The organism is Streptomyces sp. 3211.6 (assembly GCF_003634815.1).
Taxonomy (GTDB): domain Bacteria; phylum Actinomycetota; class Actinomycetes; order Streptomycetales; family Streptomycetaceae; genus Streptomyces; species Streptomyces katrae_A.
The window spans coordinates 2,855,847-2,870,080 of the sequence record NZ_RBXC01000001.1 but is presented as its reverse complement, the minus strand read 5'-3'; the positions used below and the strand labels follow the sequence as shown (position 1 = coordinate 2,870,080).

Sequence of the window (14,234 nt, the reverse complement as noted above, 5' to 3'; positions counted from 1 at the left end):
CCCTCACGCCCGCGACACGCCGAACCGGTCCGCCAGTGTGTCGCGTTGCGCACGCACGAAGCCCGCGTCCACCACCGCTCCGTGACCCGGCACGTACAGCGCGTCCTCCCCGCCCAGCGACAGCAGCCGGTCCAGGGCCGCCGGCCACTGGCCCGGCACTGCGTCCGAGCCCGCCTGGGGCTCCCCGGACTCCTCGACCAGGTCCCCGCAGAACACCGCCTCCCGCTCGCCCGGCACGAAGACGGCCAGGTCGTGCTGGGAGTGCGCGGGCCCCACGTTGGCGAGCAGCACCTGCACCCCGCCGAGCTCCAGCGTCCACTCGCCCGACACCAGGTGCCCCGGGGCCTGGAGCAGGTCGCACGCCTCCGCGGCCGCGTCCTGCGGCAGGCCCTGGGCCACGGCGCTCTCCCGCAGCTCCTCGCGGCCCCCGGACGTCGCCAGCAGCCGCTCCAGTCCGACCGCCCCGTAGAACTGGGCGCCGGAGAAGGCGGGACCGCCCAGCACGTGATCGAAATGTCCGTGCGTGAATGCGATATGGGTCACGTGCCGCCCGGTCAGCCGCTCCGCCTCGGCACGCACCTGAGCCCCTTCCCGCACACTCGATCCGGGGTCGATCAGGAGCACCGAGTCGTCCCCCACCACCAGCCCCACCGTGCAGTCCCACACCGGGAGGCGTCGTCGGCCCACCCGCGCGGCCACCCGTTCCCAGCCCGCCTCTTCCCAACGTACGTCCATGCCGCGACGCTACCCTGGCGGGCCACCCTTGCCTGCGGCGTACTACCCGGCCGTACACTGAGCGGGGGATCTCTGGCACTCGGACGAGCAGAGTGCCAGCCGATCAAGACCGCAAGCCGGCAGGAACGCAGGACCGCAGGACTGACCGGCCACGACCGCCCGACGACCGACCGCATCCGGAGGTGTGCGCAATGCTCAGTGAACGCAGACTCGAAGTGCTGCGCGCCATCGTCCAGGACTACGTCGGGACGGAGGAGCCCGTCGGCTCCAAGGCCCTCACCGAGCGGCACAAGCTGGGCGTCTCACCGGCCACCGTGCGCAACGACATGGCGGTGCTGGAGGAGGAGGGCTACATCGCCCAGCCCCACACCAGCGCCGGCCGGATCCCCACCGACAAGGGCTACCGCCTCTTCGTCGACAAGCTGGCCGGGGTCAAGCCGCTGTCGACGCCCGAGCGGCGGGCCATCCAGAACTTCCTCGACGGGGCCGTGGACCTCGACGACGTCGTCGGCCGCACGGTCCGGCTGCTCGCGCAGCTGACCCGCCAGGTCGCCGTCGTCCAGTACCCGTCGCTGACCCGCTCCACCGTCCGGCACGTCGAGCTGCTGTCGCTGGCCCCGGCCCGGCTGATGCTCGTGCTGATCACCGACACCGGACGGGTCGAGCAGCGCATGGTCGACACCCAGACCCCGTTCGGCGAGAACTCCCTCGCCGATCTGCGGGCACGGCTCAACAGCCGGGTGGTCGGCCGTCGTTTCACCGACGTTCCGAACCTGGTGCAGGACCTGCCGGAGTCGTTCGAGATCGACGACCGGGCCACCGTCAAGGCGGTGCTCGCGACCCTCCTCGAAACGCTGGCCGAGGAGGCGGAGGAGCGGCTGATGATCGGCGGCACCGCCAACCTCACTCGCTTCGGACATGATTTTCCCTTGACGATCAGGCCCGTCCTGGAAGCGCTCGAGGAGCACGTGGTGCTCCTGAAGCTGCTGGGCGAGGCCGGAGAGTCGGGGATGGCCGTACGGATCGGGCACGAGAACGCCTACGAGGGGCTCAACTCCACGTCGGTCGTGTCCGTCGGCTACGGTTCGGGCGGCGAAGCAGTCGCCAAACTCGGCGTGGTCGGACCGACCCGCATGGACTACCCCGGAACGATGGGAGCGGTACGCGCAGTGGCACGTTACGTCGGACAGATCCTGGCGGAGTCGTAAGTGGCCACGGACTACTACGCCGTACTCGGCGTGCGCCGCGACGCATCGCAGGACGAGATCAAGAAGGCCTTCCGCCGCCTCGCGCGTGAACTCCACCCGGACGTGAACCCGGACCCGAAGACGCAGGAGCGCTTCAAGGAGATCAACGCGGCCTACGAGGTCCTCTCGGACCCGCAGAAGAAGCAGGTCTACGACCTCGGCGGCGACCCGCTGTCCTCCTCGGGCGGCGGCGGTGGCGCGGGCGGCTTCGGAGCCGGCGGCTTCGGCAACTTCTCCGACATCATGGACGCCTTCTTCGGCCAGGCCTCGCAGCGCGGCCCGCGCTCGCGGACCCGCCGCGGCCAGGACGCCATGATCCGCCTCGACCTGGAGCTGGACGAGGCGGCCTTCGGCACGACCAAGGACATCCAGGTCGACACCGCCGTGGTCTGCGGCACCTGCTCCGGCGAGGGCGCCGCACCCGGCACCTCCGCGCAGACCTGTGACATGTGCCGCGGTCGCGGTGAGGTCTCGCAGGTCACCCGGTCCTTCCTGGGCCAGGTCATGACCTCGCGCCCCTGCCCGCAGTGCCAGGGCTTCGGCACCGTGGTCCCGACCCCGTGCCCCGAGTGCGCGGGCGACGGCCGGGTCCGCTCCCGCCGCAGCCTGACGGTCAAGATCCCGGCCGGCGTCGAGAACGGCACCCGGATCCAGCTCGCGGGCGAGGGCGAGGTCGGCCCCGGCGGCGGCCCCGCCGGCGACCTGTACGTGGAGATCCACGAGCTGCCGCACCCGACCTTCCAGCGGCGCGGGGACGACCTGCACTGCACGGTGACCATCCCCATGACGGCCGCGGCCCTGGGCACCAAGTGCCCGCTGGAGACGCTGGACGGCTTGGAGGAGATCGACGTCCGCCCCGGCACCCAGTCCGGCCAGGCGATCCCGCTGCACGGGCGCGGCGTCACGCACCTGCGCGGCGGCGGCCGGGGCGACCTGATCGTCCACGTCGAGGTCACCACCCCCGGCAAGCTGGACGCCCAGCAGGAGGAGCTGCTGCGCCAGCTCGCCAAGCTGCGCGGTGAGGAGCGGCCCATGGGCCAGTTCGCGCCGGGCCAGCAGGGCCTGTTCAGCCGCCTGAAGGACGCGTTCAACGGCCGCTGACCGCTCGGCGGACGGACCCCGCGAGAGCCCGGTACGGGAGACCCCGTACCGGGCTCTCGCCGTTGCCGGGCCGCCGGGAAAGCGGACTATGCCAGGCGAATGCCATGATTCGGCGCCGTGACCCGGACATGGCACGATGCAGTCCATGTCCTCCGCACCGAACGGTCTCCACCCGTATCCGATCGTGCAGGCTCCCATGGCGGGCGGCGTCTCCGGCCCGCCCCTCGTCGCCGCCGTGTGCGAAGCGGGCGGGCTCGGCTTCCTGGCCGGCGGCTACAAGACCGCCGACGGCATGTACCAGGAGATCAAGCAGACGCGCGGACTCACCCGGCGTCCCTTCGGCGTGAACCTCTTCCTCCCGCAGACCGGCCAGGTCGACCCGGCCGCCGTCGAGGCCTACCGCGGGCAGCTGGCCGGAGAGGCGAGCTGGTACGAGGTCTCCCTCGCGGAGGAGGACATCATCGGCACCAGCGACGACGGCTACGACGCCAAGCTCGCCATCCTGCTGGAGGACCCGGTACGGGTCGTCTCCTTCACGTTCGGCTGTCCCGACCCCGCCGCCCTGGCGCGCCTGCGGGCGGCCGGCACGTACACGATCGTCACCGTGACCTCGGCCGAGGAGGCCCGCGCCGCCCAGGCTGCCGGCGCCGACGCCGTCTGCGTCCAGGGCGTCGAGGCCGGCGGCCACCAGGGCACCCACCGCGACGGCCCACAGACCGACGGCACGGCCGGCGTCGGCTTGCTCGCCCTGGTCACCCAGGTCCGGGAGGCCGTGGCCCTGCCGATCATCGCGGCGGGCGGGGTGATGCGCGGCGCGCAGATCGCGGCGCTGCTCGCGGCGGGCGCGGAGGCCGCGCAGCTCGGCACGGCCTTCCTGGCCTGCCGGGAGTCGGGCGCCCACCCGCTGCACAAGAAGGCCCTGACCGACCCGATGTTCCCGCACACCGAGCTGACCCGGGCCTTCTCGGGCCGGCCCGGGCGGGGCCTGGTGAACCGGTTCGTGCGCGAGCACGGCCCGTACGCCCCGGCCGCCTACCCCCAGATCCACCACATGACCTCGGGGCTGCGCAAGGCGGCCGCCGCGGCCGGGGACCCGCAGGGCATGGCGCTGTGGGCGGGGCAGGGGCACCGGCTGGCCCGGGCGCTGCCGGCCGGGGAGCTGGTGGAGGTGCTGGCGGCAGAACTGGCCGAGGCACAGAGCGCGTTGAAGGTGTTGCAGATGAGGAGAGCGTCATGACGGCCCCCGTGTTCGTGGTCGAAGAGGTCCCCGCGGGGCCGGAGTTCGTGCTGGACGGCCCCGAGGGGCGGCACGCCGTGTCCGTGAAGCGGCTGGCTCCGGGCGAGGACGTGGTCCTCACCGACGGGCGGGGCCGCTGGGCGGAGGGCGTGGTCAAGGCGGCCGAGGGCAAGGACCGCCTGGTGGTCATGGACCTGCACGAGATCCGGGAGGAGCCGGAGCCGGCCGTGCGGATCACGGTGGTGCAGGCGCTGCCCAAGGGCGACCGGGGCGAGGTCGCCGTGGAGACGATGACGGAGACCGGGGTCGACGCCATCGTGCCGTGGCAGGCCTCCCGGTGCATCACCCAGTGGCGCGGCGAGCGCGGGGCCAAGTCCCTGGCCAAGTGGCGGGCCACCGCCCGGGAGTCGGGCAAGCAGTCGCGCCGGGTCCGTTTCCCGGAGGTCGGCGAGGCGCTGTCCACCAAGCAGGTGGCCGCGCTGCTGGCCACCGCCGATCTGGCCATGGTGCTCCACGAGGACCGCGAGGCGGGCTCGGAGCCGCTGGCGACGGCCGCCCTCCCCGAGTCGGGCTCGGTGGTCCTGGTGGTCGGCCCCGAAGGCGGGGTCTCCCCGGAGGAACTGGCCGCCTTCGCGGAGGCGGGCGCCCGCCCGTACCGCCTGGGCCACAGCGTCCTGCGCACCTCGACGGCGGGCACGGCGGCCACCGCCGTCCTGCTGGCGCGCACGGGGCGCTGGGGGTAGGCCCCGGGCCGGGACCGCGGCCCCGCCGGGCGCCCGGCGGACGCCGCCGCGGCCCCGCACGTCGCATCGGGGCGGGCCTGTGCGGGCAGCGGCGCGGCCCGCAGGGCACCGCGGGCCGCTCGGGGTGGTGGCGGAGGGGGGTGGAGGCCCGCTCGGCCGACGGGGCGGGGCCGGGGCCGGGCCGGTAGCATGCCCCGACCGATCCACTTCACGGGAGGCACGGCCATGGCCGGGGAACCGCAGGCGGACTGCCTGTTCTGCAAGATCGTCGAGGGGAAGATCCCCGCGACGGTGGTCCGGGAGACCGAAACCACCGTGGCCTTCCGGGACATCAACCCGCAGGCGCCGACCCACGTGCTCGTCATCCCGAAGGTGCACTACCCCGACGCCGCCTCCCTCGCCGCCGCCGAGCCGACCGTGATCGCCGACATACTGCGTGAGGCCGGGGAGATCGCCGCCGAGGAGAAGGTCGCCGACCACGGCTACCGGGTCGTGTTCAACACCGGCGCCGGTGCGGGCCAGACCGTCTTCCACGCCCACCTGCACGTCCTGGGAGGCCGCGGCCTCCAGTGGCCCCCCGGGTAGCGGTTCGTGTCCGTACGCGAGTTCGTGGTCCTCGGCACCGCCAGCCAGGTACCCACCCGGCACCGCAACCACAACGGCTACCTGCTGCGCTGGGACGGCGAGGGCATCCTCTTCGACCCGGGCGAGGGCACGCAGCGGCAGATGCTGCGGGCCGGGGTCGCGGCCCACGACATCAACCGGATCTGCGTCACCCACTTCCACGGTGACCACAGCCTCGGCCTGGCCGGGGTGATCCAGCGGATCAACCTCGACCAGGTCCCGCACCCCGTGACCGCGCACTACCCGGCCTCCGGGCAGAAGTTCTTCGACCGGCTGCGGTACGCGACCGCCTACCGGGAGACGGTACGGCTGCGGGAGGAGCCGGTGGCGCGGGACGGGGTGCTCGCGCAGGGCCCCTCGTACGTCCTGGAGGCCCGGCGCCTGTCGCACCCGGTGGAGTCCTTCGGCTACCGGCTGACCGAGCCGGACGGGCGCCGGATGCGGCCGGAGCTGCTCGCGCGGCACGGGATCAAGGGCCCGGACGTCGGGCGGATCCAGCGCGAGGGGCGGCTGGGGGAGGTCACCCTGGAGGAGGTCAGCGAGCACCGGGCGGGGCAGCGGTTCGCCTTCGTCATGGACACCCGGCTGTGCGCGGGGGTGAGCGAACTGGCGCAGGGCTGCGACATGCTGGTCATCGAGTCGACGTTCCTCGGCGCGGACGCGGCGCTGGCGGAGGACCACGGCCACCTCACGGCCGGGCAGGCGGCGGGCGTGGCGCGGGACGCCGGGGTCCGGCACCTGGTGCTGACGCACTTCTCGCAGCGGTACTCCGATCCCTCGGAGTTCGAACGGGAGGCGCGGGAGGCCGGGTTCGAGGGGGAGCTGACCATCGCGGCCGACCTGGCCCGGGTCGCCCTCCCGAAGCGCTAGGGGGTGTCCATCAGGCACCCCCTGGCCCGTCCGGGACCAGTGGGACGACGGCGAAAGGAGAGCCGGGCTCAGGTGAGGTGCGTCACACTGGGATCGGCCCAGGGGAGTCCGGGCGAACCCGGCGGCCCCTCACCCGAACGCAGAAACGACACATCAACGGGGGTTACACCGTGACCAGTCGGGACAGCCGCACCAGCCGCCCCGGAGCACTCGACGACCTCGACCCGCTCGGCCCGCTGCGCGACCCCCGAGAGCCGGGCTGCGACGTCTTCCTGACCGGCACGGTCTTCCTCGACATCATCTTCACCGGCCTCGACTCCGCCCCCGTCCGCGGTACGGAGTCCTGGGCGCGCGGCATGGGCTCCAGCCCCGGCGGCGTCGCCAACATGGCCACCGCCCTGGCCCGCCTGGGCCTGCGCACCTCCCTCGCCGCGGCCTTCGGCGACGACCACTACGGCGAGTACTGCTGGGACGCCCTGGAACAGGGCGAGGGCATCGACCTGTCCATGTCCCGCACCGTCCCCGGCTGGCACAGCCCCGTCACCGTCTCCATGGCCTACGAGGGCGAGCGCACGATGGTCTCCCACGGCCACGAGGCCCCGCCCCCGGCCGGCCCCGGCCCCTTCCCCTGGTGTCCGCCGAGGACCCGTGCCGCCGTGGCCTCGCTGGCCGCCGGCCGCCGCGAGGACTGGATCGGCGAGGCGGCCCGCCGCGGCTCGCGGATCTTCGCCGACGTCGGCTGGGACGACACCGGCCGGTGGGACCTCGGCTCCCTGACCGACCTGGAGCACTGCGAGGCCTTCCTGCCCAACGCCGGCGAGGCCATGCGCTACACCCGCACCGACTGTCCCCGCGCCGCGGCCCGGGCGCTGGCGGACAAGGTTCCGGTCGCCGTGGTGACCATGGGCTCGGAGGGCTCGTACGCCGTGGACTCGCGCACGGGCGAGACGGCGGAGGTCCCCGCGATCACCGTCGACGCCCTGGACCCGACCGGCGCCGGGGACGTGTACGTGGCCGGGTTCGTCACCGGCAGCCTCGCGGGGTGGCCGCTGGCGGACCGGCTCGCCTTCGCCGGCCTGACCGCCGCCCTCTCGGTGCAGGAGTTCGGCGGCTCCCTCTCCGCCCCGGGCTGGTCCGAGGTGGCCCACTGGTGGCGCACCGCCCCCGAGGAGCTGCGGGGCCGCTACGCCTTCCTCGACGCCCTCGTCCCGCCCGGCGCCGTCCCCTGCTACCGCCGCCGGGCCGTCCCCACCATCGGCTTCCGCAGCCCGGCCTAGGCGGGCCCGGCCCCGGGCCGGAAAACCCCTCGGGAACGGTCCGGGGTGGACGTACCCTTGGTACTCCGGAGGCCGTCGATCGGCGCGGCCCCTCAGCGGGAGGTATGCGCAGGCCACAGTGCCGGCCCATGACTCAGACACCGACAGCCCACAGCCCCGTTCCGGGTCAGGCGCGAGCCCATTTCACCGTTCCGGCGACGCACCCCATGGTGACCGTCCTCGGCTCGGGCGACGCGCTGCTGCGCGTGATCGAGAAGGCCTTCCCGAGGGCCGACATCCACGTTCGGGGCAACCAGGTCAGCGCGGTCGGCGAGGCGGCGGAAGTCGCCCTCGTCCAGCGCCTGTTCGACGAGATGATGCTCGTGCTCCGCACCGGGCAGCCGATGACGGAGGACGCAGTGGAACGCTCGATCGCCATGCTCAAGGCGAACGGCAGCGACGCGGAGGGGCGCCCGCTGGAGACCCCGGCGGAGGTGCTCACCCAGAACATCCTCTCCAGCCGGGGCCGCACCATCCGCCCCAAGACCCTCAACCAGAAGCGGTACGTCGACGCGATCGACAAGAACACGATCGTCTTCGGCATCGGCCCCGCCGGTACCGGCAAGACCTACCTCGCCATGGCCAAGGCCGTGCAGGCCCTGCAGTCCAAGCAGGTCAGCCGGATCATCCTGACCCGGCCCGCCGTCGAGGCGGGGGAGCGGCTCGGCTTCCTGCCGGGCACGCTCTTCGACAAGATCGACCCCTACCTGCGCCCGCTCTACGACGCCCTGCACGACATGATGGACCCCGACTCCATCCCCCGCCTGATGGCCGCCGGCACCATCGAGGTGGCGCCCCTGGCCTACATGCGCGGTCGCACGCTCAACGACGCCTTCGTCGTCCTCGACGAGGCGCAGAACACCAGCCCCGAGCAGATGAAGATGTTCCTGACCCGCCTCGGGTTCGACACGAAGATCGTCATCACCGGTGACATCACCCAGGTCGACCTCCCGAACGGCACCAGGAGCGGTCTGCGCCAGGTCCAGGAGATCCTGGAGGGGGTGCCCGACATCCACTTCTCGCGGCTCACCTCCGAGGATGTCGTCCGGCACAAGCTGATCGGCCGTATCGTCGACGCGTACGAGAAGTACGACGACAGCCAGGCGGCCCGGGAGACCGGTCCGGCCCGGAACGGCAACCAGCGGAAGTAGAACCCAGCGCACCATGTCGATCGACGTCAACAACGAGTCCGGAACCGAAGTCGACGAGCAGGCGATCCTCGACATTGCCCGCTACGCGCTCACCCGGATGCGGATCCACCCGCTCTCCGAGCTCTCCGTCATCGTCGTCGACGAGGACGCCATGGAGCAGCTCCACATCCAGTGGATGGACCTGCCCGGACCCACCGACGTCATGTCCTTCCCGATGGACGAGCTGCGTCCGCCGTCGAAGGACGACGAGGAGCCCCCGCAGGGGCTCCTCGGGGACATCGTCCTGTGCCCCGAGGTGGCGAAGAAGCAGGGCCAGGACGCCCCCACGCAGCACTCCATGGACGAGGAGCTCCAGCTCCTGACCGTCCACGGGGTGCTGCACCTGCTCGGGTACGACCACGAGGAGCCGGACGAGAAGGCCGAGATGTTCGGCCTCCAGGCGGCCATCGTCGACGGCTGGCGCGGTGAGCGCGGGATCACCGGTCCCTCCCCGGCGCCGACCGTCTCGTGACCGGCGCCTACCAGCTGATCACCGGGGCGGTCCTGCTGACCGTGGTGGCCTGGTTCGCGGCGTGCGCCGAGTCCGGGATCGCCCGCGTCTCCAGCTTCCGCGCCGACCAGGCCGTACGGGAGGGCCGGCGCGGCAGCGCCAAGCTGGCCCAGGTCGCCGGCGACCCCACCCGCTACGTCAACGTGGCCCTGCTGGTGCGCGTGACCTGCGAGATGGCGGCGGGCGTGCTCGTCACGTACGTCTGCCTCGACGCGTTCGGGGAGAACTGGACCGCGCTGCTGGTGGCCATCGCGGTGATGGTGCTGGTCTCCTTCGTGGCGGTGGGCGTCTCCCCCCGCACGATCGGCCGCCAGCACCCGCTGAACACCGCGACGGCGGCCGCGTACGTCCTCGTCCCGCTCGCCCGGATCATGGGGCCGATCCCGCAGCTGCTGATCCTCATCGGCAACGCCCTCACCCCGGGCAAGGGCTTCCGCAAGGGGCCCTTCGCCTCCGAGGCCGAGCTGCGCGCGATGGTCGACCTCGCGGAGGCGGAGTCGCTGATCGAGGACGACGAGCGCCGGATGGTGCACTCGGTCTTCGAACTCGGCGACACGCTCGTGCGCGAGGTGATGGTGCCGCGCACCGACCTCGTCTGCATCGAGCGCTACAAGACCATCCGCCAGGCGACCACCCTCGCCCTGCGCTCCGGTTTCTCCCGGATCCCGGTCACGGGGGAGAACGAGGACGACATCGTCGGCATGGTCTACCTCAAGGACCTCGTCCGCCGTACGCACATCAACCGGGAGGCCGAGACCGACCTGGTCTCGACGGTGATGCGGCCGGCGGTCTTCGTGCCCGACACCAAGAACGCCGGGGACCTGCTGCGCGAGATGCAGTCGGTGCGCAACCACGTGGCCGTCGTCATCGACGAGTACGGAGGCACGGCCGGCATCGTCACCATCGAGGACATCCTGGAGGAGATCGTCGGCGAGATCACCGACGAGTACGACCGGGAGCTCCCGCCGGTCGAGGACCTCGGCGACGACCGCTACCGGGTCACCGCGCGCCTGGACATCACCGACCTCGGAGAGCTGTTCGGGGCGCTGGCCTTCGACGACGAGGACGTGGAGACGGTCGGCGGACTGCTGGCCAAGGCCCTGGGCCGGGTGCCGATCGCCGGTGCCTCGGCGGTGGTGGACCTGCCGGACGGGCGTCCGCTGCGGCTGACGGCCGAATCCCCGGCGGGCCGCCGGAACAAGATCGTCACGGTGCTCGTGGAACCGGTGGTTCCCGAGGGCGCCGAGGGTGAGGAGGGGGCATGACCCCGGCGGAGCTGCGCGCGTTCTGTCTGAGCTTCAACGCGGCGGTGGAGGAGTTCCCCTTCACCCCGGAGACCTCGGTGTTCAAGGTGCTGGGGAAGATGTTCGCCCTGTCGGCCCTGGACGGCGAGCCGCTGAAGGTCAACCTCAAGTGCGAACCAGAGGCGGCGGTACGGCTGCGTGAACAGCACGCCGCGATCGTGCCCGGCTGGCACATGAACAAGCGGCACTGGAACACCGTGACGGTCGGGGAACTGCCGGACGCGCTGGTGCGGGAGCTGGTGGAGGACTCGTACGACCTGGTCGTGGCCGGCCTGCCGAGGGCCGAGCGGCTGCGGCTGGACCGGCCGTGAGTCCCGGCCGCTCCCCGGTCGAAGGTTAGGGTCGAAGGTCATACGGGTTCGGGACCTTCGGATCGCAGGGTCCGGCTGATTCGCTGTTTAGGTTTGTTCTGCGCCCCGGGGGGAGGCGTGACGGGGGAACCGCCCCGGCGGGGTCGTTGCACGGCGCCGCCGGGGCGCTCCCTATGCTTTCGCCTATGACCGAGAGCAGCGTGGGCGCGGGGATCGACCCCGAGGACAGCAAGATCATCACCCTGGCGCGCAGCGCCCGGGCGCGCAACGGGGTCCCCGAGGGGGCGGCGGTCCGCGACGAGACCGGCCGCACCTACGTCGCCGGGACCGTGGAGCTGGACTCCCTCAAGCTCAGCGCGCTCCAGACGGCCGTCGCGATGGCGGTGGCCAGCGGCGCCCGCTCCCTGGAGGCCGCTGCCGTGGTCAGCGCGGCCGACGCCCCGGCCGAGGCCGACCGCGCGGCGGTCCGCGACCTCGGCGGCCCGGCCACCCCGGTCCTGCTCGCCGGCCCGGACGGCACCCTGAAGTCCACCACCCCCGCCGGGGCCTGAACCCCCTGCGCGCCGCCCGGCCCGGGCGGCGCGCTCCCGGTCCCCCCGGGGGCCGGGGCTCAGGCCGTGGCCGGGACGGCGGCGGCCCCTTCCGGGCGGCGCCGGATCACCATCGCCAGCAGGGCCGCCACCGCGCACAGCGCGCCCGAGGCGTACCAGACCAGGTCGTACGAGCCGAGCGCGTCCCGCGCCACCCCGCCGAGGAAGGCCACCAGCGCCGCGCCCACCTGGTGCGAGGCCAGCACCCAGCCGAAGACGATGGCGCTGTCCTGCCCGTAGTGCTCCCGGCACAGGGCGATGGTCGGAGGCACGGTCGCGACCCAGTCCAGCCCGTAGAAGACGATGAACAGCACCATCGGCGGGTGCACGGCCGGCGCCAGCAGCACCGGCAGGAACATCAGCGACACCCCGCGCAGGGCGTAGTACACCGCCAGCAGGCGGCGCGCCTCGAACCGGTCGGTGAACCAGCCGGAGGCGATGGTGCCCAGCACGTCGAACACGCCGATCACCGCGAGCAGCCCGGCGGCGGCCGTCACCGGCATGCCGTGGTCGTGGGCGGCCGGGGTGAAGTGGGTGCGCACCAGCCCGTTCGTGGAGGCCCCGCAGATCGCGAACGTGCCCGCCAGCAGCCAGAACGGCCCGGTCCGGGCCGCCTGGAAGAGCACGGTCACCGCCCGCCGCGCCGCGCCCTGGACCGGTGCGGGCTTGGGCGCGTAGGTGCCCCCGTACGGGGCGAGGCCCACGTCCGCCGGGTGGTCGCGCAGCAGCAGCCACACGAAGGGGACGACGGACAGGGCCGCCAGCGCCACTGTGACGGAGGCCGGCCGCCAGCCGTGGTGCTCCACCAGCCAGGACAGCAGCGGCAGGAAGATCAGCTGCCCGGAGGCGCCCGCGGCGGTGAGGATGCCGGTGACGAGCCCGCGCCGGGCGGTGAACCAGCGGTTGGTCACCGTCGCGGCGAAGGCCAGCGCCATCGAACCGCTGCCCAGGCCCACGAGCACGCCCCAGAACAGCACCAGCTGCCAGGACGCGGTCATCCACACGGTGGCCAGCGAGCCGCCCGCGATGACGGTCAGGGCGAGCGCGACGACCTTCCGGATGCCGAAACGGTCCATCAGGGCGGCGGCGAAGGGGGCGGTGAGCCCGTAGAGGGCGAGGTTCACGGAGACCGCGAAGCCGATGGTCCCGCGCGACCAGTCGAACTCCTGGTGCAGCGGCTCGATGAGCAGTCCGGGCAGGGAGGCGAAGGCGGCCGCGCCGGTGATCGTCACGAAGGCGACGGCCGCGGCGTACCAGGCCCGGTGGATGCGGCCGGGCTCGCGGGGCGCCGCGGGCGCGGTGTCCTGGGTGCTGGAGGTGGGTGCTGTCTGCGTCACCCCGACAGCTTCCGGCCAGGAGGACGCCTACGACAGTGGCCTGACCGACACGCTTCGATACGATCGGGCCATGGCCACCGCCGCGCAGCCCCACCGTGTCGTCATCCTCGCCCTCGCCGGGCTCCTGCCCTTCGAACTCGGCATCCCGCACCGGATCTTCGGCTACGCCAAGGGCCCCGGCGGGCGGCCCCTGTACGAGATCCTCACCTGCGGGCTCGCCCCCGGGCCGGTCCGCACGGACGCCGACTTCGCCATCCACGTCGAGCACGGTCCCGAACTGCTCGCCACGGCCGACACCGTGGTGGTGCCGGCCTCGTTCGAGCTGGGGCCGGTCTACGCCGAGGGCCGGCTGACCGGCGAGCTCGCGGCGGCCCTCGCGCACATCCGGCCAGGCACCCGGCTCGTCTCCATCTGCACGGGCGGCTACGTCCTGGCCGCCGCCGGGTACCTGGACGGCCGTCCGGCCACCACGCACTGGGCTTCCGCCGAGCACTTCCAGCGGATGTTCCCGGCCGTGCGGGTCGATCCGGACGTCCTCTACACCGACGACGGGGACGTGCTGACCTCCGCCGGGGTCGCCGCGGGCGTCGACCTGTGCCTGCACATCGTCCGCCGCGACCACGGGGCCGCCGTGGCCAACGAGGCGGCCCGGCGGACCGTCGTGCCGCCCCACCGGGACGGCGGGCAGGCGCAGTTCGTCAACCGGCCCGTGCCCGAGCCGCAGCGGTCCAGCACCACCGCCGCGCGGGCGTGGGTGCTGGACCGGCTGCACGAGCCGCTGCTGCTGAGCGACCTGGCCCGGCAGGAGGCCATGTCGGTACGGACCTTCACGCGCCGTTTCCGCCAGGAGTCGGGGGTCAGCCCGGGGGAGTGGATCACGGGCCAGCGGGTGGAGCGGGCGCGGCAGTTGCTGGAGCGGACGGAGCTGTCGATGGAGGCGGTGGCGCGGGAGGCGGGCTTCGGGACGGCGCAGTCGCTGCGCAAGCACGTCCAGGCGGCGCTGGGGGTGAGCCCGACGGCCTACCGGCGGACCTTCCGGGCGACGGAGGCGGGGGCCTGACCCCTGCTGACGCCTCGTCAGGTCCGGGCGCCCCGTGCATTGACTTCTCCCGCGGCTC

Annotated in this window: 15 protein-coding genes; 13 read left to right on the top strand and 2 right to left on the bottom strand. The window is 73.1% G+C overall.

The window, feature by feature from the left end; all coding sequences use genetic code 11:
• Positions 1-3: 3 nt before the first annotated feature.
• Positions 4-735, bottom strand: a complete 732-nt coding sequence (locus BX286_RS13180) for an MBL fold metallo-hydrolase (protein WP_079426851.1) — start codon at positions 733-735, stop codon at positions 4-6.
• A gap of 191 nt (positions 736-926) precedes the next feature.
• Here BX286_RS13180 and hrcA point away from each other — a divergent pair, with 191 nt between their 5' ends.
• From hrcA to BX286_RS13120, 12 genes are all read left to right on the top strand, one after another.
• Positions 927-1,943: a heat-inducible transcriptional repressor HrcA gene (gene hrcA, locus BX286_RS13175; protein ID WP_045946278.1), complete on the top strand. Its 1,017-nt coding sequence runs from the start codon at positions 927-929 to the stop codon at positions 1,941-1,943.
• Positions 1,944-3,083, top strand: a complete 1,140-nt coding sequence (dnaJ, locus tag BX286_RS13170) for a molecular chaperone DnaJ (protein ID WP_079426849.1) — start codon at positions 1,944-1,946, stop codon at positions 3,081-3,083.
• A 145-nt stretch (positions 3,084-3,228) separates the two neighbouring features.
• The gene (locus tag BX286_RS13165) at positions 3,229-4,320 is read left to right on the top strand and encodes a nitronate monooxygenase (RefSeq protein WP_121017629.1); all 1,092 of its coding nucleotides are present in this window, start codon (positions 3,229-3,231) and stop codon (positions 4,318-4,320) included.
• Positions 4,317-5,063: a 16S rRNA (uracil(1498)-N(3))-methyltransferase gene (locus BX286_RS13160; protein WP_079426847.1), complete on the top strand. Its 747-nt coding sequence runs from the start codon at positions 4,317-4,319 to the stop codon at positions 5,061-5,063. The genes BX286_RS13165 and BX286_RS13160 overlap by 4 nt, the downstream gene beginning before the upstream one ends.
• A gap of 225 nt (positions 5,064-5,288) precedes the next feature.
• A complete protein-coding gene (locus BX286_RS13155) occupies positions 5,289-5,648 on the top strand; it encodes a histidine triad nucleotide-binding protein (protein ID WP_121015015.1) in 360 nt (119 codons plus the stop codon).
• A 6-nt stretch (positions 5,649-5,654) separates the two neighbouring features.
• Positions 5,655-6,557, top strand: coding sequence for a ribonuclease Z (locus tag BX286_RS13150; RefSeq protein WP_079426843.1), 903 nt, complete (start codon positions 5,655-5,657; stop codon positions 6,555-6,557).
• A gap of 170 nt (positions 6,558-6,727) precedes the next feature.
• Complete coding sequence (locus BX286_RS13145; RefSeq protein WP_100863668.1) at positions 6,728-7,834, top strand: carbohydrate kinase family protein; 1,107 nt, start codon at positions 6,728-6,730, stop codon at positions 7,832-7,834.
• 128 nt (positions 7,835-7,962) lie between these two features.
• Positions 7,963-9,024, top strand: a complete 1,062-nt coding sequence (locus BX286_RS13140) for a PhoH family protein (protein WP_100863669.1) — start codon at positions 7,963-7,965, stop codon at positions 9,022-9,024.
• A 13-nt stretch (positions 9,025-9,037) separates the two neighbouring features.
• Entirely contained in the window at positions 9,038-9,535 is a 498-nt protein-coding gene (gene ybeY, locus BX286_RS13135) for an rRNA maturation RNase YbeY (RefSeq protein ID WP_079426836.1), read from the top strand.
• A complete protein-coding gene (locus BX286_RS13130) occupies positions 9,532-10,839 on the top strand; it encodes a hemolysin family protein (RefSeq protein WP_079426834.1) in 1,308 nt (435 codons plus the stop codon). Before ybeY ends, BX286_RS13130 begins: the two co-directional genes overlap by 4 nt.
• Positions 10,836-11,189, top strand: coding sequence for an MmcQ/YjbR family DNA-binding protein (locus tag BX286_RS13125; RefSeq protein WP_079426832.1), 354 nt, complete (start codon positions 10,836-10,838; stop codon positions 11,187-11,189). Before BX286_RS13130 ends, BX286_RS13125 begins: the two co-directional genes overlap by 4 nt.
• 173 nt (positions 11,190-11,362) lie before the next feature.
• Positions 11,363-11,740 (top strand): cytidine deaminase, encoded by a 378-nt coding sequence (locus BX286_RS13120; RefSeq protein WP_389610182.1) that lies wholly within the window; start codon positions 11,363-11,365, stop codon positions 11,738-11,740.
• Positions 11,741-11,799: 59 nt separating this feature from the next.
• On the opposite strand, the gene BX286_RS13115 is transcribed toward BX286_RS13120, so the two are convergent.
• Positions 11,800-13,116, bottom strand: a complete 1,317-nt coding sequence (locus tag BX286_RS13115; RefSeq protein ID WP_121015014.1) for an MFS transporter — start codon at positions 13,114-13,116, stop codon at positions 11,800-11,802.
• 70 nt (positions 13,117-13,186) lie between these two features.
• On the opposite strand from BX286_RS13115, the gene BX286_RS13110 reads away from it, so the two are divergent.
• Positions 13,187-14,176, top strand: a complete 990-nt coding sequence (locus BX286_RS13110) for a GlxA family transcriptional regulator (protein WP_079426826.1) — start codon at positions 13,187-13,189, stop codon at positions 14,174-14,176.
• Positions 14,177-14,234 lie beyond the last annotated feature (58 nt).